Source organism: Pseudomonas sp. FH4, assembly GCF_000510915.2.
GTDB lineage: Bacteria > Pseudomonadota > Gammaproteobacteria > Pseudomonadales > Pseudomonadaceae > Aquipseudomonas > Aquipseudomonas brenneri.
In genome coordinates this window covers 339,000-359,461 of the sequence record NZ_AOHN01000044.1, presented here as the reverse complement: position 1 = coordinate 359,461, position 20,462 = coordinate 339,000, and the positions used below count along the sequence as shown (strand labels likewise).

18 protein-coding genes are annotated in these 20,462 nt (G+C 59.0%); 12 read left to right on the top strand and 6 right to left on the bottom strand.

Going from position 1 to position 20,462, the window contains the following annotated elements:
- Window positions 1-46 precede the first annotated feature (46 nt).
- From prpF to H097_RS25870, 3 genes are all read left to right on the top strand, one after another.
- On the top strand, window positions 47-1,237 hold the full coding sequence (gene prpF / locus H097_RS25880; RefSeq protein ID WP_032863397.1) for a 2-methylaconitate cis-trans isomerase PrpF: 1,191 nt from the start codon (window positions 47-49) through the stop codon (window positions 1,235-1,237).
- Window positions 1,238-1,460: 223 nt separating this feature from the next.
- Window positions 1,461-2,945, top strand: coding sequence for a 2-methylcitrate dehydratase (gene prpD / locus H097_RS25875; protein WP_032863396.1), 1,485 nt, complete (start codon window positions 1,461-1,463; stop codon window positions 2,943-2,945).
- A 169-nt stretch (window positions 2,946-3,114) separates the two neighbouring features.
- The gene (locus H097_RS25870) at window positions 3,115-4,044 is read left to right on the top strand and encodes a hypothetical protein (RefSeq protein ID WP_050593449.1); all 930 of its coding nucleotides are present in this window, start codon (window positions 3,115-3,117) and stop codon (window positions 4,042-4,044) included.
- 109 nt (window positions 4,045-4,153) lie between these two features.
- Here the strand turns inward: H097_RS25870 and H097_RS25865 are convergent, their stop codons facing one another.
- Genes H097_RS25865 through H097_RS25845 form a run of 5 tightly spaced genes read right to left on the bottom strand, consistent with a single transcriptional unit; the run spans window position 4,154 to window position 9,624 of the window.
- Complete coding sequence (locus tag H097_RS25865) at window positions 4,154-4,882, bottom strand: alanyl-tRNA editing protein (protein ID WP_032863395.1); 729 nt, start codon at window positions 4,880-4,882, stop codon at window positions 4,154-4,156.
- A 2-nt stretch (window positions 4,883-4,884) separates the two neighbouring features.
- Window positions 4,885-5,877 carry a serine O-acetyltransferase gene (locus H097_RS25860; protein ID WP_032863394.1) on the bottom strand — a complete coding sequence of 331 codons (993 nt, stop codon included), beginning with the start codon at window positions 5,875-5,877 and terminating at the stop codon, window positions 4,885-4,887.
- Between the two features lie 23 nt (window positions 5,878-5,900).
- Complete coding sequence (locus H097_RS25855) at window positions 5,901-6,815, bottom strand: PLP-dependent cysteine synthase family protein (protein ID WP_032863393.1); 915 nt, start codon at window positions 6,813-6,815, stop codon at window positions 5,901-5,903.
- A gap of 26 nt (window positions 6,816-6,841) precedes the next feature.
- The gene (gene moeB, locus H097_RS25850; RefSeq protein ID WP_032863392.1) at window positions 6,842-8,704 is read right to left on the bottom strand and encodes a molybdopterin-synthase adenylyltransferase MoeB; all 1,863 of its coding nucleotides are present in this window, start codon (window positions 8,702-8,704) and stop codon (window positions 6,842-6,844) included.
- Between the two features lie 26 nt (window positions 8,705-8,730).
- A complete protein-coding gene (locus H097_RS25845; RefSeq protein WP_162237661.1) occupies window positions 8,731-9,624 on the bottom strand; it encodes an EamA family transporter in 894 nt (297 codons plus the stop codon).
- A 160-nt stretch (window positions 9,625-9,784) separates the two neighbouring features.
- Between H097_RS25845 and H097_RS25840 the strand changes: the two genes are divergently transcribed.
- A complete protein-coding gene (locus H097_RS25840) occupies window positions 9,785-11,209 on the top strand; it encodes a PLP-dependent aminotransferase family protein (protein ID WP_032863390.1) in 1,425 nt (474 codons plus the stop codon).
- A gap of 110 nt (window positions 11,210-11,319) precedes the next feature.
- On the opposite strand, the gene H097_RS25835 is transcribed toward H097_RS25840, so the two are convergent.
- Window positions 11,320-12,138 (bottom strand): pyruvate, water dikinase regulatory protein, encoded by an 819-nt coding sequence (locus H097_RS25835; RefSeq protein ID WP_032863389.1) that lies wholly within the window; start codon window positions 12,136-12,138, stop codon window positions 11,320-11,322.
- 178 nt (window positions 12,139-12,316) lie between these two features.
- Here H097_RS25835 and ppsA point away from each other — a divergent pair, with 178 nt between their 5' ends.
- The 8 genes from ppsA to H097_RS25795 all read left to right on the top strand — a co-directional run bounded on the left by ppsA (window position 12,317) and on the right by H097_RS25795 (window position 20,445).
- The gene (gene ppsA, locus H097_RS25830; protein WP_032863388.1) at window positions 12,317-14,692 is read left to right on the top strand and encodes a phosphoenolpyruvate synthase; all 2,376 of its coding nucleotides are present in this window, start codon (window positions 12,317-12,319) and stop codon (window positions 14,690-14,692) included.
- A 99-nt stretch (window positions 14,693-14,791) separates the two neighbouring features.
- Window positions 14,792-15,781 (top strand): alpha/beta fold hydrolase, encoded by a 990-nt coding sequence (locus H097_RS25825; RefSeq protein WP_032863387.1) that lies wholly within the window; start codon window positions 14,792-14,794, stop codon window positions 15,779-15,781.
- A gap of 229 nt (window positions 15,782-16,010) precedes the next feature.
- Complete coding sequence (rraA, locus tag H097_RS25820; RefSeq protein WP_029298280.1) at window positions 16,011-16,502, top strand: ribonuclease E activity regulator RraA; 492 nt, start codon at window positions 16,011-16,013, stop codon at window positions 16,500-16,502.
- Window positions 16,503-16,525: 23 nt separating this feature from the next.
- On the top strand, window positions 16,526-17,521 hold the full coding sequence (locus tag H097_RS25815) for a zinc transporter ZntB (protein WP_032863386.1): 996 nt from the start codon (window positions 16,526-16,528) through the stop codon (window positions 17,519-17,521).
- 85 nt (window positions 17,522-17,606) lie between these two features.
- A complete protein-coding gene (locus H097_RS25810) occupies window positions 17,607-17,852 on the top strand; it encodes a hypothetical protein (RefSeq protein WP_029298275.1) in 246 nt (81 codons plus the stop codon).
- Between the two features lie 2 nt (window positions 17,853-17,854).
- Complete coding sequence (locus tag H097_RS25805; protein WP_032863385.1) at window positions 17,855-18,679, top strand: mechanosensitive ion channel domain-containing protein; 825 nt, start codon at window positions 17,855-17,857, stop codon at window positions 18,677-18,679.
- Window positions 18,680-18,766: 87 nt separating this feature from the next.
- A complete protein-coding gene (sigX, locus tag H097_RS25800; RefSeq protein WP_032863384.1) occupies window positions 18,767-19,357 on the top strand; it encodes an RNA polymerase sigma factor SigX in 591 nt (196 codons plus the stop codon).
- Window positions 19,358-19,464: 107 nt separating this feature from the next.
- On the top strand, window positions 19,465-20,445 hold the full coding sequence (locus H097_RS25795; protein ID WP_032863383.1) for an OmpA family protein: 981 nt from the start codon (window positions 19,465-19,467) through the stop codon (window positions 20,443-20,445).
- Window positions 20,446-20,462 lie beyond the last annotated feature (17 nt).

The following is a 20,462-nucleotide window of genomic DNA, read 5'->3' as shown; positions in this document are numbered from 1 at the left end:
ACGAGGGCCGGGGGCTTCAAGCCCCCGGCGTCTTTTGAGGAACACCATGGCACACGTACCGCAAATCAAGATTCCCGCCACCTATATGCGTGGCGGCACCAGCAAGGGCGTTTTTTTCAATCTCCAGGACTTGCCCGAAGTGGCCCAGGTTCCGGGCGCTGCACGGGATGCCTTGCTGCTGCGGGTGATCGGCAGTCCCGATCCCTATGACAAACAAATCGACGGTATGGGTGGTGCCACGTCGAGCACCAGCAAGACCGTGATCCTGGCTAAAAGCACGCGTGCCGATCACGACGTCGATTACCTGTTCGGCCAAGTCTCCATCGACAAGCCTTTTGTCGATTGGAGTGGTAACTGCGGCAACCTGTCAGCAGCGGTCGGCTCCTTTGCTGTCAGCAGCGGTCTGGTAGCGGCTGAGCGGATCCCCCATAACGGCGTGGCCGTGGTGCGGGTGTGGCAGGCCAATATCGGCAAGACCATCATCGCCCATGTGCCGATCACCGACGGCGCGGTGCAGGAAACCGGCGACTTCGAGCTGGATGGCGTGACCTTCCCGGCGGCCGAAGTGCAACTGGAGTTCCTCGACCCGGCAGCGGAAGAAGAGGGCGGCGGTGGCTCTATGTTCCCCACCGGCAACCTGATCGACGACCTGGACGTGCCGGGTGTCGGTACGTTCAAGGCAACGCTGATCAATGCGGGTATCCCGACGATTTTTATCAATGCTGAAGATCTCGGCTACACCGGCACCGAGCTGCAAGGCGCGATCAACAGCGACCCCAAAGCCCTGGCGATGTTTGAGACTGTGCGAGCCTACGGCGCATTGCGCATGGGTTTGATCAAACACCTGGATGAAGCGGCCCAGCGCCAGCACACGCCGAAAGTGGCGTTCGTGGCCAAGCCAGCGGATTACCTGGCCTCCAGCGGCAAGGCGATCAAGGCGGGGGATGTTGACCTGCTGGTGCGAGCGTTGTCCATGGGCAAGCTGCACCACGCGATGATGGGCACGGCCGCGGTGGCGATTGGCACGGCGGCGGCGATTTCCGGGACCCTGGTCAACCTCGCGGCGGGCGGTGTGGAGCGCAATGCGGTGCGGTTCGGGCATCCGTCCGGCACCCTGCGCGTGGGCGCCGAGGCCAGCCAGGTGAACGGCGAATGGGTGGTGAAGAAAGCCATCATGAGCCGCAGTGCACGGGTGTTGATGGAGGGCTATGTGCGCGTCCCGGGCGATGCATTCTGAAACCAAGCACCGGCCAAAATGTGGGAGCGGGCTTGCTCGCGAAAGCGGTATTTCAGTCAGCAGCTGTATTGACTGATCCACCGCTTTCGCGAGCAAGCCCGCTCCCACAGGGGGGCATCGGTGGTTTCTTGATTTATGTACTAGAGCAGGCACTCAGACCTGCCACAAACGACCAGCCATGAGCCTGAGAAGGAACACACCCAACCCATTTTGGAGTACTGCCATGAGCGCCAACGTCGACCAGAACAACCGCCCCGACTACGACCAGGTTTTGCAGGACATTGCTGACTACGTCCTCACCTACCGGATCGATTCCCGGGACGCCCTGGACACTGCCCGCAACTGCCTGATGGACACCCTCGGCTGTGGCTTGCTGGCCTTGCGTTTCCCTGAGTGCACCAAGCACCTGGGGCCTATCGTCGAAGGCACGGTGGTGCCGTTCGGTGCACGGGTGCCGGGTACGTCCTATCGCCTGGACCCGGTCAAGGCCGCGTGGGACATCGGTTGCATCGTGCGTTGGCTCGATTACAACGACACCTGGCTCGCCGCCGAATGGGGCCATCCTTCGGATAACCTCGGTGGCATCCTGGCCGTCGCCGATCACCTTTCGCAAAAGCGCGTGGCCAATGGTGAAACGCCGTTGACGGTGCGCGCGGTCCTGGAAGCGATGATCATGGCCCACGAAATCCAGGGCGTGATCGCCCTGGAAAACTCCTTCAACCGCGTCGGCCTTGACCATGTGCTGCTGGTCAAAGTCGCCTCCACTGCGGTGTGCGCCAAGTTGATGGGCGCCAATCGTGAGCAACTGCTGGCGGCGTTGTCCCAGGCGTTTGTCGATGGGCAGGCCCTGCGCACTTACCGCCACGCGCCGAACGCCGGTTCACGCAAGTCCTGGGCGGCGGGGGATGCGTCGAGCCGTGGCGTGCGCCTGGCGGACATCGCCATGCGCGGCGAAATGGGGATTCCCGGCGTATTGAGCGCGCCGCAGTGGGGTTTCTATGACGTGCTGTTCAGCCATACCAACAAGGACCTGGCCCTCAAGCCCGAGGACAAGCGCGCGTTCAGCCTGCCCCAACCCTATGGCACCTATGTGATGGAGAACGTGCTGTTCAAGATCAGCTTTCCTGCCGAGTTCCACGCACAGACTGCCTGTGAAGCGGCGGTCACTTTGCATTCGCAGGTCAAAAACCGCCTGCATGAAATCGACAGGATCGTCATCACTACCCACGAGTCGGCGATTCGTATCATTTCCAAGGTCGGCCAATTGGCCAATGCGGCAGACCGTGACCATTGCCTGCAATACATGACGGCCGTGCCGCTGGCGTTCGGCAATCTGGTGGCCGAGCAGTACGAAGATGAGTTCCATGCCGCGCATCCGATCATCGATGAGTTGCGCGAGAAAATGGTCATTGTCGAAGACCCCCGCTACAGCCGCGAATACCTGGAGGCCGACAAGCGCTCCATTGCCAACGCGGTGCAGGTTTTCTTCAATGACGGTTCCAGCACTGAGCAGGTGGTGGTGGAGTACCCGATTGGCCATCGTCGTCGTCGGGTTGACGGGATTCCGTTGCTCGAAGCCAAATTCAAGGCCAACCTGGCCACACGCTTTACCGCCCAGCGCAGTGCGCAGATATTCGCCTTGTGCAAGGACCAGGCACGGCTTGAAGCGACTTCCGTAAGCCGGTTTGTGGACCTGTGGGCGATGTGAGAAGGTCGGGTGGCCGGTTGTGAAGTGGACACACTTTGCTATTCGTACGTCCTACATCGTCGGAACCTTATTCAGATAATCACCAATCAGGTAGCCAGATGACCTGTTTTACCGGGTCGCCTGGCACGCAATGTCCGTGAATCAAATACCTGAATCTGAGAGGTCCACCATGACGAGCGTAAGTCCTCAGCAGTACGCGCCCAACTACGCCTATGAAATGCCACCCAAGCCAGAGCACACACCGCAAGAAAACAGCGCCAAAGCAGGTACTCCTGACCAACCCCAGTCAGATTCAGCACCCTCTCGTCAGCCGATGACTACACCGCAGCGGGGGCAGTTTTCGACGCATAAGGGGCTGGTCAACTCGCCGCCATCGGCGAAGACTACCGACCCCGCCCAGCTTGCACAGCTTTTCCAAGAGAACACTCAGCTTAAAAACAAGATCAAGCAAGTGATGGCAGAGCTCACACCGATAGTAAATGGGCTTGCGCAGCAAATAGCCCAGTTGAAACAGCAGGTTGAGGCTAAAAAAAGTCCTACTTCGGCGACATCCCAAACGCCTGCCAGGGCGTCGACTCCAAGCACCGCTGATACCTCTGGTTCTGGGCGCGTCCCTAAACGCACTGAGCCTGAAGTGTCCGCTGCAGATGAGAGGGCACCCTCATCTGGCGCGAATACATCTAGCAATATCAAAAAAATGTCCGAAGAAAACAAGGAGCTTCATGCAACGATTGAGAGTATGAGGAATGATTTCAATAAAGTGGTTGCGCGACTTCAACAGGAAATCGGCGAGATCAAACAAAAAATCGGAAACTCCGGTTCAGATGCACCTCCAGAAGTCTCGTCGAATCAAGCCCACGACGCCGAATCAGCATCCAATGATGAGCAAGCCCCGCTGGCCTCTACTCCTGAGGCGGCGGCGGCTGGTTCCAGTGAACAGAGTCCCGCTACTCAGAGCAGCATTGACAGTCTGGCCCTTGAAACCAAAACGCTGAGCGCTGAGGTTGCAAAGATGATTGAGCATTTTAAAGCAGTGATTAAAGAGCTTGAGCGAGAAATTGTTGACCTTAACCAGAAAGTCAGCACTTCAGACGCTTAAGGTGGGGCACGGTGTAGCATTGCCGACAGTGCATGGAACGCTGTCGGCACACGATTCGCAAAACCTCACTTGTGTCTTTCGTGGAAAAAATCGCAGCCTGGCGAATGCGTTACTCAAACCGCAAGATCACCCTCCGGTTATGCTTGCTCTTCTTCTCGATTTTTTCGCAGAACACCCGGCCGATTTCCTCGGTGTTGACCACGTGGGTGCCGCCACACGGCTGGATATCGATGCCGGCAATTTCAATCACCCGCACTGCGCCCTGGATCACCGGTGGAGCGACGGCCTGAGTACGGGTGATTTGTAGCAGGGTGGAATATTCAGAGGCCGGCATCGACAGCGACTTGACCTCATGAGCCTGCTCGATCAAGGCGTTGAGGTCGCGGGTGATGCTTTCCTTGTCCAGGGTCATTTCCGGCAGGTCGAAATCCAGGCGGCCCTTGTCGGCGCTGATGCTGCAACCGGTCACCGGGGCGTCGATGATCGAGCACAGCAAATGCAGGCAGGTGTGCATCTTCATGTGCTGGTAGCGCCGCTCCCAGTCCAGGCCAGCATCCACCTGCACACCGGCCCGCAATGATTCGGGGCAATGTTCCACCTGGTGCCAGATGATCGAGCGCAGTACTGGGTCGCGCACGGTCCCTGTCACGTTGATGCGGCTGCCGTCGGGCAGGGTGAAGTAGCCGGTATCTCCCGGCTGCCCACCTCCGGTGGGGTAGAACAGGGTGTGTTCCAGGGCGACGCCCTGTTCGCTGACGGCGATCACGCGGGCGCTGAAGGCGTTCTGGTAAGGCGCGCTGTCGAACAGCGCCAGGGTTTCCATTGTGTGTACGGACATGTTCAACCTCCAACGATCAGTGGGCTGGTTTGCAGCAGGCGCCGCACCATTGCGCTCAACCCGGGTGGGGAAAGCAGGGTGACCTCGAACTTCGGCCCGCACACCTTCAGGTTCAGGGGCAGGCGCGGTGGATGGGTGGGAGCCTGCAGCGTGCGCAGGCGAAATTGCAGGTGGTGACGCTCCTTGACCGTAGGTTCCAGCACCAGGCTGGACAGCGGATGGAAGTCGGCATCCAGCACCGTAACCCGGTGGCTGGTGCTGACTTCGCCGACCACATGCAGACGTTCGTCGAGGGCAAATGCCCCGAGGTAATTGCTGGCGTCTGATTCGTCGTTTTTCTGCAACTGGATCTGATTGACTACCTTCACCTTGGTGCCGGCGGGCACGTCCTGGGTGATGACACAGGAGGGGCTGATAAACACGTTGTCGCCGATCAGCACATAACCCAGCACCCTGGCGCCCGAGCCGACTTCCACATTGTTGCCCAGGCGCGGGTGGCGCTTGCCGTCAGGGTTGTTGGCGATGCCTCGTGCGCCCAGGGTCACGCCACACAGGATGTAGCAGTCATTGCCGATCTCGCAGGTTTCGCCGATCACCGTGCCAAAGCCATGATCCAGTACAAAACGTCGGCCAATGCGGGCAGCCGGGTGGATTTCGGCCCCGGACAGGATCTTGCCCTGGTTGCTCAACGTCAGCGCGATGGCACAGAACTGGCTGTGGGGCTGGTCGGAAAGATTCCATACCCGGTGCGCCAACCGGTAATAAAGCACGGCCTTGAACGAGGCGTAGGATTCCAGGATCAGTTCGCCCCGGCCCCTGGACGCCGGGTCGCGCCAGGCATAGGCGATCAGGTCCTCGGCCACTTCCTGCGCCGCCGGCTGGATCAATTGCGCCAGGTGCGGCTGCAACTGTGCTATCTGCGCCGGCGAGAGGGTCTTGATGAGGTGGGTCAGCAACTCATCGTGCAACTGTTGCATGTCGATAAAGCCTCCCATGGAAGGCACCCCCGTAATTGTCGTTATTCGAAACAGGGCAGATAACTGTCGGCGCTGTCGTACACCATGGTCAGGACGACGGTGTCGGTGGGCAGTTCCGGGGCGAGCCTGGCGATGGCTACCATATTGGCGGCTGACGACAGCCCCAGGCTGATGGCATCGGTACGCATGATGCGCTTCATCATTTCCAGGCAGTCGAGGCGCGAAACCTTGAGCATGCCGTCCAGTACATTCAGGTTGAGAATGCTCGGGATCAAGCCGATGGACAGGCCCTGGATATGGTGCGGCGCATGGCGGTCGCTGAGCAGGTCGCACTCCTCGGGTTCGACCCCCATCACGCGGATCTGCGGCCAGGTGGCCTTGAGGGTTTCACCGATACCGGTGATATGACCCCCGGTACCGATGCCGCTGACAAAATAGTCGACCTGGCGCTCGCCAAAGGCGCGGATGATTTCCGGGGCGGTGGTGTCGCGATGGGTCTGGGGGTTGGCGCCGTTACGCTGTTGGTTGAGCATGACGAAGCTGGGGTTTTCCAACTGCAGTTCCATGCACTTTTCGCCATGGGAGTTGTTGCCCAGGCGGCTGTCCGACAGCACCACCTTGGCTCCATACAGGCGCAGCAGTTTCTGCTTTTCGGGGCTGTAGTTGTCGGGAATCACCAGCACCACTTTGTAGCCCAGCACATTGCCGGCCATGACCAGGCCGATACCCGTGTTGCCACCGCTGGGTTCGATGATGGTTTGCCCCGAATCGCGAATCAGGATGCCCCGGCGTTCGGCGTCGAGGATCATCCCCAGGGCGATCCGCGCCTTGTGGCTGCCGCCCGGATTCAGGGATTCGAGCTTGGCAAAGACCTCGATGCCGAGGTCTTCGGAGAATTGTTCCAGGCGCACGATGGGCGTTTGGCCAATGGCGTCGAGTATGGAGTTATGCAGCATCAGATAAGTACCCCCAAGGCCCGTGATCAGTACAAAGGCATGTCGGGTTCGACGTCACGCACCCAGTGTTTCATGCCGCCTTCCAGCACCCGGGTGTTGGCAAAGCCCGCTGCCAGCAAGGTACTGGCGGCTTGCTCGGCGCGGATGCCGGCGTAGCAGATCAGGTAATGGGTATTGTCACGGCTGAGGGTATCGAGCTGATCGTCGAGCTGGGCCAGGGGGATGTGCACCACGCCGGGGAGTTGGCACACCTCCAGCTCGCTGGCGTCGCGCACATCCAGCAGGATGTCGGCGCTGCTACGGCGTTCCAGCAACTGCTTGAGCACCTGGGGCTTGATGTAGTGTTCTTCGGCCAGGCTGGGGGCGTTGCGGATGGCATCGGCACACACGGCGGCTGTGGGTTGGTGCTCATCGCGCAGTTCGGAGCAGCACGGGCAATCGGCGCGACGCTTGAAACGGATTTCACTGAATTTCATGGCCAGGGCATCAAAGCGCATCAACCGACCTGACAAAGGTTCGCCCAGACCGATCAGCAACTTGATTGCCTCGGTGGCCTGGATCATCCCGACCACCCCGGGTAGTACACCGATGACCCCGCCGGCGCTGCAATTGGGCGCCAGTTCCGCCGGTGGCGCGTGGGGGTACAGGCAGCGGTAGCAGGGCCCGCCTTGATAATTGAACACGCTGATCTGGCCATCGAAACGATAGATTGCGCCGTACACCAGCGGCTTGCCCAACTGTACGCAGGCATCGTTGACGAGGTAGCGGGTCTCGAAATTGTCGGTGCCGTCGATCACCAGGTCGTAGGCACCGACCAGCTCCAGGGCATTGTCGGCATTCAATGCGGTGTCGTAGGTGTTGATTTGGATATGGCGGTTGAGGTCTTGCAGGCGCTGCTTGGCGGATTCGACCTTGGGCAGGCCCAGGGTGCTGTTGCCGTGGACAACCTGGCGTTGCAGGTTGCTGCTTTCCACCACGTCGAAGTCCACCAGCCCCAGGGTGCCGATGCCGGCGGCGGCCAGGTACAGGCTGATGGGCGAGCCCAGGCCACCCGTACCGATGATCAGCACCTTGGCCTTCTTCAGGCTCAGTTGCCCTTCGCGGCCAACGCCGGGCAGGGTGATATGACGCACATAGCGCTGCACTTCCTCGTTGCTCAGCGAGTCGATGTCCATGCCACCGGAGGTGGCCAGCAGCACTTCGATTTTTACCTTTTCGGGTAGCGGCTCGTCGGGGCCGATCAGTTCTTCCCCCGCCGTGAACAGGAAGTGCTCCTTGAGCTGACCGTTGTTTTCGTGGAACAGGTGCGCCCGCAGTTGCGGGTAGCGGGTGCAGGTGTCTTCAATGACTTCGCGCAATGTCGATCCGGCACCCTCAAGGGTCGATTCTGGCAACTTGGCCACGCGCACCAGGATGTCGGGGAAAGAGACAGCGTTCATGTACAACTCCGTTTGCAGGTCGTTGAAGGGGTTGAGGGCGAAGTGCGTGCCATCCCAGGCAAACAGTTTCGACCCAAGGGCCTTGCCCTGGCGGACATCCACCACCAGGTAGCTGACGGGGTAGATGGGTTCCCCCATGTACAGGGCCTTGTCCTGATCCTCGTCGCTGAAGTACGCACCGACATCCGGGTGGGAGTGGTAGATCACCACCACCGGGTTGTCCGTGCGAAAGGCCTTGTTCATCAGCAGCGTGTCGGTCACCGAGAAGGTGTAGCCGTTGGCCGCGCTGCGTGGGTACATCTCGGGGTTCTTGCGGTGCAACTCGTTCTGGATATTGCTGCCCAGGTACACACTGCCGTCGGCGAAGACAAAGCCGCAGCACTCTTCGGGATAGGTGCTGGCGGCGTGGGCGTAGATCTGTTCCAGGGTGGTTTGGCGGAGGACGTCCATGTTTCTCTCGCGTGGTGGGGAAAGGGTCAATTGGGCTTGGCCAGGAGCTTTTCGATGGGCAACTTGGTGATTGCAAAGCCGGCCAGCAGGATCGCGGAGTACAGCATCAGGTCCCGGGACAGCTCCAGGCCTTCGTACCAGGCGCCGATGATCACGGCGAACACCGGGAAAATGATAAAGACGAACGACAGGATGATCGGGCTCAGGCGCTTGAGCAGCATGAAATACACGATAAAACCGCCGACCGATGCCACCAGGCCCAGGTACAGCAGGGCGCTCCAGGAGCGCAGGGTGATGGCCTCGAAGGTCGGGGCTTCGAACCATAGGCCGGCGACGAACAGCATCAGCCCGGCAATCCCGATGGGCAGGGTGTTGTAGGTGATCACGCTGATGGCGCTGCCTTTTTGCTTGGTAATGACATAGCACAAGGCATGCATGATCGCGGCGGTCAGAATCGCCAGCACGCCGAAGAACTCGGCATGGTCAAGGTGCAATCCCTGGCTCCTGATGATCATGTACAGGCTGCCGAAACCGATCCCAATCCCCACGACCTGGGAAAAGTAGATGCGCTCGCGCAGGAACAGCGCCGAGAAAATCAGGATAAACACCGGCATGCAACTGAACAGCAGGGCGGTGAGGCCGGACGAGACGTGCATTTCGCCATAGTTGAGCAGGTAGTAGGGAACACTGAAGTAGCAGAGGGTCACGAATACAAAGAACCAGCGGCTTTCCCGTGGAAACAGGATCGGCTCGCGACGCACCAGGGCAAAACACAGGAACAGTGGAAAGGCGATCAGGAAGCGCAGGCCCGCCGAGGTCAATGGCGGCACGCTTTCCACCGCGATCTTGATCCCCAGCCAGGTGGTGCCCCAGCTCAGGCAGACAATCAGGAACATTACACTGGTGATCAGGCCAGCCAGCCATTGTTTGTGTGATTTGGTTTTTTCGGCATTTTCGAGAACGGCGGACATTGGCATCGTTTATTGCTTCCCTGAGCCGGAATTGAACTCTATATTGAACTTGTAATTAGAGGTTTTACCCGGTGATTGAACCCGTAAAAGCACACTATTAGGGCGAAAGATGGCTGTCAAAACAAATATTGACATGGTGTCAATTATGCGAGAGGGACTGTCCAGCGGGCAGGGCGTGAAGTACAAGCGCCTGTCCGACGTCATGGAACGGGGCATCCTCGAAGGCTTGATCGAGCCGGGACGAAAGCTGCCGCCTCACCGGGTGCTTTCGGACAACCTGGGGGTGACCATCGGTACCATCAGTCGTGCCTACGGCGAACTGGAACGCCTGGGCCTGGTAGTGGCGCGGGTGGGTGATGGAACATTCGTGCGCAAGCGTGGGATGGAGCGCCAGCGTGACGAGGGCTTTCGCAATTTCAGCGAGGAGCCGCGCCAGTACTTCGATATGAGTCGCAACATGCATATTCCGGGTCAGGAAACGACCTTCCTGGCCCAGAGCTTCCAAACCCTGTCGACCAACGCCAAGTTTCTCCAGGACATCAGTGCCTATACTCCGGACGCCGGTTTGCCCCGCTACCGCGAGGCGGGGGCGCAATGGCTGGTGCAGCGCGATTTTCATCCGATTCCAGAGCAGGTCATCTGTGTCAATGGCGGCCAGCATGGGTTGCTGTGCGCCTTGATGGCCTTGGTGCGCGCGGGCGACACGGTGGTGACCGAGCAGCTGACCTACCCTGGCCTGATCACCGCCGCACGGATGCTCGGCATCCGGCTGATTGGCCTGGAAATGGACGAGGAGGGCGTGTTGCCCACGGCGCTGGACGAAGTCTGTCGCAATCACCGGGTGTCGGCCCTGTATTGCACGCCGACCATCCAGAATCCCACGACCGCCGTGTTGTCGGTGGCCCGCCGTGAGGCGCTGGTGAAGGTGTGTCGCGAGCACAACCTGTTGATCCTGGAAGACGAGGCACATGGGGTGCTGGTGGAGGACCGGCCGCCACCTTTGAGTCATTTTGCCCCGGAGCGCACGATTCTGATCAGCAGCCTGAGCAAGGCTGTGTCGGCGGGCCTGCGGGTGGGGTATGTACATGCGCCGCCGGCGCTGGTCAGCCGTATTTCTGCGGCCTTGCGCTCAACCTGCTGGATGGCTACGCCGGTGACCCTGGAGCTGGCCACGCAGTGGATTGAAAACGGCACGGCAGAGTATTTGTTGCATCAGCAGATCAATGAGATCAGCCGCCGCAAAACGTTGGTTGAGGACCTGTTGATGGGCCTGGAATACCGAACGCACCCCAACAGCCCGCACTTCTGGATTGAAGTCCCGGAGCCTTGGCGTGCGTCGGAAATCGAGGCTGAACTCAAGCAGAACAATTACCTGATCGCCACGGCAGAAGCCTTTGCGGTAGGACAAACGGCGGTGCCGCAGTTCATTCGGGCAAGTATCTGCAATACGTCCGGGGACGATCAGCTGTTACGTGCGGGATTTGATGCGTTGGCCACGGCGCTGGGGCAGGGTGGCGACCGGTTTCATCTGTGAGACCGCGTTATCGTTTATCCCAGGCAAGCCAGCGCCCACATTTTGACGCGTGAACCCCATCAAGTGTGGGCGCTGGCTTGCCTGCGATAGCGATGGACCCAAAATGAAAACTACTTGAAACGCCGCTCAACACCTTTTTCTACCAGGATCTTCGCCGAAATCTCTTCCACCGAAAAATGCGTGGAATTGATGTGCGCAATATTTTCCCGGCGGAATAGGTTCTCTACTTCCCGCACCTCGAATTCGCACTGGGCATAGCTCGAATAGCGGCTATTGGGCTTGCGCTCATTGCGGATGGCCGTCAGACGATCCGGATCGATGGTCAGGCCAAACAACTTGTGCTGGTGGGTACGCAGCACCGCCGGTAGCTGCAGGCGCTCCATATCGTCTTCGGTCAGTGGGTAGTTGGCCGCGCGGATGCCAAATTGCATGGCCATATACAGGCAGGTCGGGGTCTTGCCACAACGCGACACGCCGACCAGGATCAGGTCGGCCTTGTCGTAGTAGTGGGTGCGGGCGCCGTCGTCGTTATCCAGGGCGAAGTTCACCGCCTCGATCCGCTCCATATAGTTGGAGTTATGGCCAATGGAGTGGGACTTGCCCACGGAGTACGAGGAGTGTTCACTCAGCTCCTGTTCCAGGGGCGCCAGGAAGGTCGAGAAGATGTCGATCATGAAACCATTGGAAGTCGCGAGGATCTCACGAATGTCCTGGTTGACGATGGTGTCGAAAATGATCGGGCGCATCCCGTCTTTTTCGGCGGCCAGATTGATTTGTTGTACCATGGCCCGCGCTTTATCCACGTTATCGATATAAGGCCGGGTGAATTTGGCGAAGGTAATGCTTTCGAACTGCGCCAGCAGGCTTTGACCCAGGGTTTCGGCGGTAATGCCGGTGCCATCGGAGATAAAGAAAGCAGATCGTTTCATTTGAGCCTTGGGCCTTAAGCTGATGACGAATCTTGGATATGATAGGCGCGATTTTGCCGTCCCACAGTGGGCCGCATTCTCACTTATTTTCCAGGTCCAGGCCACAAACGCCGGTAAATGCTCCTATTGAGCCGCCGGCGCCCTGAGCTTTTCCAACACAGTTAGTGGAGAGATCACCTTGGTAGAGTACGTAGTTTCCCTCGATAAGCTCGGCGTCCATGATGTAGAGCATGTGGGGGGCAAGAACGCATCCCTCGGCGAGATGATCAGTAATCTTGCAGGCGCTGGTGTCTCGGTGCCCGGTGGTTTCGCCACCACGGCCCAGGCATACCGCGATTTCCTCGAACTGAGCGGTCTCAACGACCAGATCCACGCTGCCCTGGACGCGCTGGACGTCGATGATGTCAACGCCCTGGCCAAGACCGGCGCACAGATCCGTCAGTGGATCATGGAAGCCGAGTTCCCCGAGAAGCTCAACGCCGAAATCCGCACTGCCTTCGCCAGCCTGTCGGCCGGCAACCCGGACATGGCTGTCGCCGTGCGTTCCTCGGCCACCGCCGAAGACTTGCCCGACGCCTCCTTCGCCGGCCAGCAGGAAACCTTCCTGAACATTCGCGGCGTGGAAAACGTCATCCGCGCGGCCAAGGAGGTGTTTGCCTCGCTGTTCAACGATCGCGCCATTTCCTACCGTGTGCACCAGGGTTTCGACCACAAGCTGGTAGCCCTGTCTGCCGGTGTGCAGCGCATGGTGCGTTCGGAAACCGGTACCGCCGGCGTGATGTTCACCCTGGATACCGAGTCGGGTTTCCGTGACGTGGTGTTTATCACCGGCGCCTACGGCCTGGGCGAAACCGTCGTACAAGGCGCGGTCAACCCGGACGAGTTCTACGTCCACAAGCACACTCTTGAAGCCGGTCGCCCGGCGATCCTGCGCCGCAACCTGGGCAGCAAGGCCATCAAGATGATCTACGGCGACGAGGCCAAGGCCGGTCGCTCGGTGAAAACCGTTGATGTGGACAAGGCCGAACGTGCCCGGTTCTGCCTCAGCGATGCGGAAGTCTGTGAATTGGCCAAACAGGCGATGATCATCGAGAAGCACTACAAGTGCCCGATGGACATCGAATGGGCCAAGGATGGCGACGACGGCAAGCTGTACATCGTCCAGGCGCGTCCGGAAACCGTGAAGAGCCGTACGTCGGCCAATGTCATGGAACGCTACCTGTTGAAAGAAACCGGCACCGTGCTGGTGGAAGGCCGTGCCATCGGCCAGCGCATCGGCGCCGGCAAGGTGCGGATCATCAAGGACGTGTCCGAGATGGACAAGGTCCAGCCAGGTGACGTGCTGGTCTCCGACATGACCGACCCGGACTGGGAGCCGGTGATGAAACGCGCCAGCGCCATCGTCACCAATCGTGGCGGGCGTACCTGCCACGCGGCGATCATCGCCCGTGAGCTGGGGATCCCGGCAGTCGTCGGTTGCGGCAACGCCACCCAACTGCTCAAGGATGGCCAGGGCGTCACCGTATCCTGCGCCGAAGGCGATACCGGCTTCATCTTCGAAGGTGAGCTGGGCTTCGATATCAAGCAAAACTCTATCGATGCCATGCCTGACCTGCCGTTCAAGATCATGATGAACGTCGGCAACCCCGACCGCGCCTTCGACTTCGCGCAGTTGCCGAACGCTGGTGTGGGCCTGGCCCGCCTGGAGTTCATCATCAACCGCATGATCGGCGTGCACCCCAAGGCCCTGTTGAACTACGACGGCCTGCCGGTGGAAATCAAGGACAGCGTCGACAAGCGTATCGCCGGCTACAACGACCCTGTTGGCTTCTACGTCGAGAAGCTGGTGGAAGGCATCAGCACCCTGGCGGCGGCCTTCTGGCCGAAGAAAGTCATCGTGCGCCTGTCGGACTTCAAGTCCAACGAGTACGCGAACCTGATCGGCGGCAAGCTCTATGAGCCGGAAGAAGAAAACCCGATGCTGGGCTTCCGTGGCGCTTCGCGCTACATCAGCGAAGCGTTCCGTGACTGCTTCGAGCTCGAATGCCGTGCGCTCAAGCGTGTGCGCAACGAGATGGGCCTGACCAACGTCGAGATCATGGTGCCATTCGTGCGCACCCTGGGCGAAGCGAGCCAGGTGGTTGACCTGCTGGCCGAGAACGGTCTGACCCGTGGCGAAAACGGCCTGCGCGTGATCATGATGTGCGAGCTGCCGTCCAACGCGATCCTGGCCGAGGAGTTCCTGGAGTTCTTCGATGGTTTCTCCATCGGTTCCAACGACCTGACCCAACTGACCCTGGGCCTGGACCGCGATTCCGGGATCATCGCCCACCTGTTCGACGAGCGAAATCCTGCGGTCAAGAAGCTGCTGGCCAATGCCATCCAGGCCTGTAACAAGGCCGGCAAGTACATCGGTATCTGTGGCCAGGGCCCTTCCGATCACCCGGACCTGGCCAAATGGCTGATGGAGCAGGGTATCGAAAGTGTTTCGTTGAACCCTGATTCCGTACTGGAAACCTGGTTCTTCCTGGCTGAAGGCCAAGCCTCGGCGTAATCGCCATTTGCCGGCCAGCCATTGTGGCTGGCCGGCATTTCTCATTCTGTACAGGGCGGAACTCCCTCCGGACGCCGCCCTTTTTTGTGCAAGAACATTATGCAGAGCAGCAGTAACCTGTTTCCCGTCGCCCTGATCAGCGCTGAGCGTCGTGGCGACCTGAGTGAAGATGTCTATCGCCTCAAGCCTGGCAACAGTCCCGACAGCACCGTAGAGCTGGCGGTGACACGCCTGGGCCTGGCCGATGTCGCGCAAAGCCGTGGTGTCCCGGTGGTGCTGGTGCATGGCAGCTTCTCCAATCGACGTTTCTGGTATTCGCCCAAAGGCATTGGTCTGGGGGCGTATCTGGCGCGCCAGGGCTTTGATGTATGGATCCCGGAAATGCGTGGGCACGGGCTTTCCCGGCGCAACCAGGATTACGCCAAGAATCGTGTCGCCGACTATGCTCGATACGACTTGCCCGCCATCGCCGCCTTTGTGCGTGAGCAAAGCGGGCAGATCCCGCACTGGATCGGCCATTCGCTGGGTGGCACGACCTTGGCGGCAGCCTTGGGTGGCCAGTACCTGGGCGCGCCGGCGGTGGCATCGGTGGCACTGTTTGGCTGCCAGGTCAGTCGTACTTACTGGCCGTTGAAAATTCCGCCGGTGGAGTGGGGTGGGCGCTTGATCCTGAAGCGCTTTGCCCAGCTCTCCGGCTCGCGGCTCAAGCGTGGTCCGGAAGACGAGCCCATTGGGTTGGCCCTGGAAAGCATGCGCTGGCATGGTTTGTTCGGGCGTTTTGGCGATGCCGAGCGCGATTGGTGGAAAGGTCTGGCTGAGGTCGATGTGCCGCTGTTGGCGGTGAGTGCCGCGGGTGACCATCAAGATCCGGACTGGGCCTGCCGCAAGCTGTTTGAACAAGTGGGCAGCGAGCATCGTCAATACCTGTGCCTGGGGCGCCAGCAAGGGTTCAGCGGTGATTTCGGGCATGTCGAGATGCTGGTCAGTAAAGCCGCCCAGGCCGAGGTGTGGCCACTGGTGCTGCGTTGGCTGAAAGATCCATTGACACCCTTGGTGGGCGCGCAGGCGCAGGTGCCCGTGACAGTCTGAGATAAGGCTCTGAGACGGGCGTTTCGCTTGATGGGACTTGCGGCTAAGATATGACGCACCAGGCTGTTCTGGTCATATTCAGTCGCGCAGTGGTTATTGCGTTACAGGCTGGTGGGTCTGATCATTGCGGCCCACGAGGCGGCAGGTCTTAAAGAATGCCCGTTGCGATGCGTTTTCTTGATGTGGCTGTGGATGTTCGACACCTTCTTTCACCGACAGGAGTTTTTCGATGAACCATTACGTTACCCCCGACCTGTGTGACGCCTACCCGGACCTGGTGCAGGTGCTGGAGCCGATGTTCGCCAACTTTGGTGGTCGGGACTCCTTCGGTGGCCAGATCGTGACCGTCAAGTGCTTTGAGGACAACTCCCGCGTCAAGGAACAGGCCGAGTTGGACGGCACCGGTAAAGTGCTGGTGGTCGACGGTGGTGGTTCGCTGCGCTGCGCCTTGCTGGGCGACATGATCGCCGATCGCGCCGCAAAAAATGGCTGGGAAGGGTTGGTGATCTACGGCTGTGTACGGGACGTTGATGTCCTCGCCCAGACTGACCTCGGCGTGCAGGCCCTGGCCAGCCATCCGAAGAAGAGTCATCGCCAGGGTGTGGGCGACCTGGGCGGGGCCGTGACCTTTGCCGGCGTGACATTCCGTCCAGGCGAATATGTCTATGCCGATAACAATGGCGTGATTGTTTCGCCCAGCCCGCTGAAAATGCCTGAATAACCGCAGTAATCGACGGGGTGAGGATGTTCGAGGAAGAAAACGCGCAGTGGGGGCTGGTGCATGCCCTGGTGCTGGACGGTAAAGGCGGTGCGCGTTCGATTGCCCGGACAGAGCTTGATGACCTGCAACTGCAGCCTCAGGAAAGCCTGTGGCTGCATTGGGACCGCAGTCATCCCCAGACCCAGACCTGGCTGCGCAAATCCAGTGGCCTGAGCGAGTTCGCTTGTGACCTGCTGCTGGAGGAGAACACGCGACCACGGCTGTTGCCGTTGCCGGACGACGAGTTGCTGCTGTTTCTGCGCGGAATCAACCTCAATCCGGGGGCCGAGCCGGAAGACATGGTGTCGGTGCGTATCTTTGCTTCGGCCGACCGGGTCATCTCCCTGCGGCTGCGGCCTTTGCGCGCCACGGACGAGTTGCTGGTGCAACTGGAGGATGGAAAAGGTCCAAGGACTGCTTCCGAACTGATCCTGTGCATGGCGCAATACCTGACCAACAAAGTGCAGGATCTGGTCAGTGACCTGTCTGAAATCGTCGATATCGAAGAAGAAAAACTGGATACCGACGAACGGTATACCCCAGAGCATGGCAGTGTCCTGCAGATCCGTCGGCGTGCCGCCGCGCTGAAGCGTTTCCTGGCACCGCAGCGCGATATTTTTGCGCAACTGACGCGCATAAAACTGCCCTGGTTCGTCGATGACGATGCCGACTATTGGAATGAATTGAACAACAGCCTGACCCGTTACCTGGAAGAGCTGGAACTGAGCCGGGAGCGCGTGGGGCTGGTGCTGGAGGCCGAGGATAGGCGTTTGAGCCTGCGCATGAGTCGCACCATGTATCGCTTCGGGATCATCACCGGGATCTTTTTGCCGATGAGTTTTCTGACCGGTTTGCTGGGGATCAACGTGGGGGGCATTCCGTTCTCCGAGAGCCCCTATGGCTTCGTGATTGCCTGCTTGTTGATGGTCTCGGTGGCCCTTGGGCAGTGGTGGTTGTTTCGACGTTTACGCTGGGTTTGACCTGAACGTGACCTGAACCGCGGGTGAGGTCATGTGACCCGATGAATTTTGCCCTCGTCTTTTAAATCACTTGCGAGAGGTCCCTATGCACGATCCGTTTGAACAGTCTTTGCGTGACATGCTTAACGCTTCGCCGTCCAACCGTGACGACGATGCTTGCCTGGGCCGCGTACTGAAAACCGCCAACCGCCAGGTAGGCGCGGGCGACCTGTTCGGTCTGCTCGGTCGCTGGCTGCCGGCACTGATGATGGCGCTGAACAACGGTTCGGCCCATGTATCACCTGTTTCTCGTCGTAAACCTATTGCTCGCACTGCTGATAAGGCTGATTGAATATGGAACTTGATCTCTGGACGCAGAGTCTGGTCACTGCAATGACTGCGTTGTGGACCAAGGTGGCGAATTTCATTCCCAACCTGTTTGGTGCGCTGGTGCTGGTGTTGCTGGGCTTTGTCGTGGCCAAGCTGCTCGACACCCTGCTTTCCAAACTGCTCGCCAAGCTGGGCCTCGACCGCTTGATGGCCGGCACCGGATTGACCAAGCTGCTGGGGCGCGTCGGGCTGCAAGTGCCGATCTCGACGTTGATCGGCAAGATCGTCTATTGGTTTGTTTTGCTGATTTTTCTGGTTTCTGCGGCGCAATCCCTTGGACTTGAGCGAGTTTCAGCTACGCTCGACATGCTGGCGCTGTATTTGCCGAAAGTATTCGGCGGCGCGCTGGTGTTGCTGGTAGGGGTTTTGCTGGCGCAGTTGGCCAATGGCCTGGTACGCGGTGCTGCCGAAGGTGTCGGCCTGGACTATGCCGCAGGCCTGGGGCGAATTGCCCAGGGGTTGGTGATCATCATCAGTATTTCGGTGGCGATCAGCCAGTTGGAGGTCAAGACTGACCTGCTCAACCATGTGATTGTGATCGTTTTGATTACCGTTGGTCTGGCCGTTGCGCTGGCCATGGGTTTGGGAAGCCGGGGAATTGCCGGGCAGATTCTTGCGGGAATCTATGTGCGTGAGTTGTATCAGGTGGGGCAACACGTGCGTGTTGGCGAGGTCGAAGGGCAGATTGAAGAGATCGGTACGGTGAAGACTACGGTGCTGACCGATGATGGCGAACTAGTGTCGCTGTCCAATCGGGTTCTGCTGGAACAGCAGGTCAATAGCCGCTAACCCGGTAAACCCTGCTAATGTACGCCGCCGCAATCCTGGCAACCCAGGGTGTGGCGGACATTGACCTGACTGTCGGCACGACTTGTTTTGAATAAAGCCCAAACGCTGTCCACGCGCTATGACCCCCGTGAGCTCTCTGATGAGGAGTTGGTCGCGCGCTCGCACACGGAGCTGTTTCACGTAACACGCGCGTACGAAGAATTGATGCGCAGGTATCAACGCACTCTGTTCAACGTTTGTTCAAGATATTTAGGGAACGATCGTGATGCGGATGATGTCTGTCAGGAAGTGATGCTCAAGGTGTTGTATGGCCTGAAGAACTTCGAGGGTAAATCGAAGTTCAAAACCTGGCTCTACAGCATCACGTACAACGAGTGCATCACGCAGTATCGTAAGGAACGGCGAAAGCGTCGCTTGATGGACGCGTTGAGCCTGGACCCCCTTGAGGAGGCGTCTGAAGAAAAGACGCCGGCACCCGAGGAGAAGGGCGGGCTTGATCGCTGGTTGGTGCATGTGAACCCAATTGACCGGGAAATTCTGGTGCTACGATTTGTCGCAGAACTGGAATTTCAGGAAATTGCTGACATTATGCATATGGGTTTGAGTGCTACAAAAATGCGTTACAAACGTGCTCTTGATAAATTACGTGAGAAATTTGCGGGCAGTACTGAAACTTAGTTCGGTGCAAATATCTCTTACGTGTAGGCAAGTTCTGTTAGACTTGTCGCCGAGTTGTCCCCCGGTATGTGGGACTGCTTTACAATCACCAGATGGGGATTTAACGGATGAAACTGAAAAACACCTTGGGCTTGGCCATTGGTTCTCTTATTGCCGCTACTTCTTTCGGCGTTCTGGCACAAGGCCAAGGCGCAGTTGAAGGCGAGCTGTTCTACAAGAAGCAGTACAACGATAGCGTCAAGCACATCGAAGACGGCTTCAATCCTGGCGCTCGCATCGGTTACTTCCTGACCGACGACCTGTCCTTGAACTTGTCCTACGACAAAACCAACCACACCCGTTCGAACGACGGTACTGGCAACCAGAAGATCAAAGGTGATACCGGCAGCCTGACTGCTCAGTACCACTTCGGTCAGGCTGGCGTCGACTCCCTGCGTCCATACGTAGAAGGTGGTTTCGGTCACCAGAGCCGTACCAACGTACTGGCTGACGGTCACAGCGGTCGCGATCAGACCACTCAAGCCATCATCGGTACTGGTGTTAAGTACTACTTCACCAACAACCTGTACGCTCGTGCCGGTGTTGAAGCTGACTACGGTCTGGACAACGGCAAGTGGGATTACTCCGCACTGGTCGGCCTGGGCGTAAACTTCGGCGGTAACGCTGGCGCAGCCGCTCCAGCTCCTACCCCAGCACCAGCTCCAGAGCCAGTTCCAGAGCCAGAAGCTCCGGTTGCTCAGGTTGTTCGTGTTGAGCTGGACGTTAAGTTCGACTTCGACAAGGCCGTTGTTAAGCCTAACAGCTACGGCGACGTGAAAAACCTGGCCGACTTCATGGCTCAGTACCCAGCTACCAACGTAGAAGTTGCTGGTCACACTGACTCCGTCGGTCCAGACGCTTACAACCAGAAGCTGTCCCAGCGTCGTGCTGACGCTGTTAAGCAAGTCCTGGTTAAAGACGGCGTTGACGCTGGCCGTATCACCTCCGTAGGTTACGGCGAATCCCGCCCAGTTGCTGATAACGCAACTGAAGCTGGTCGTGCTGTTAACCGTCGCGTAGAAGCATCGGTTGAAGCTCAAGCTCAGTAATTACTGAGTGGTAGAAA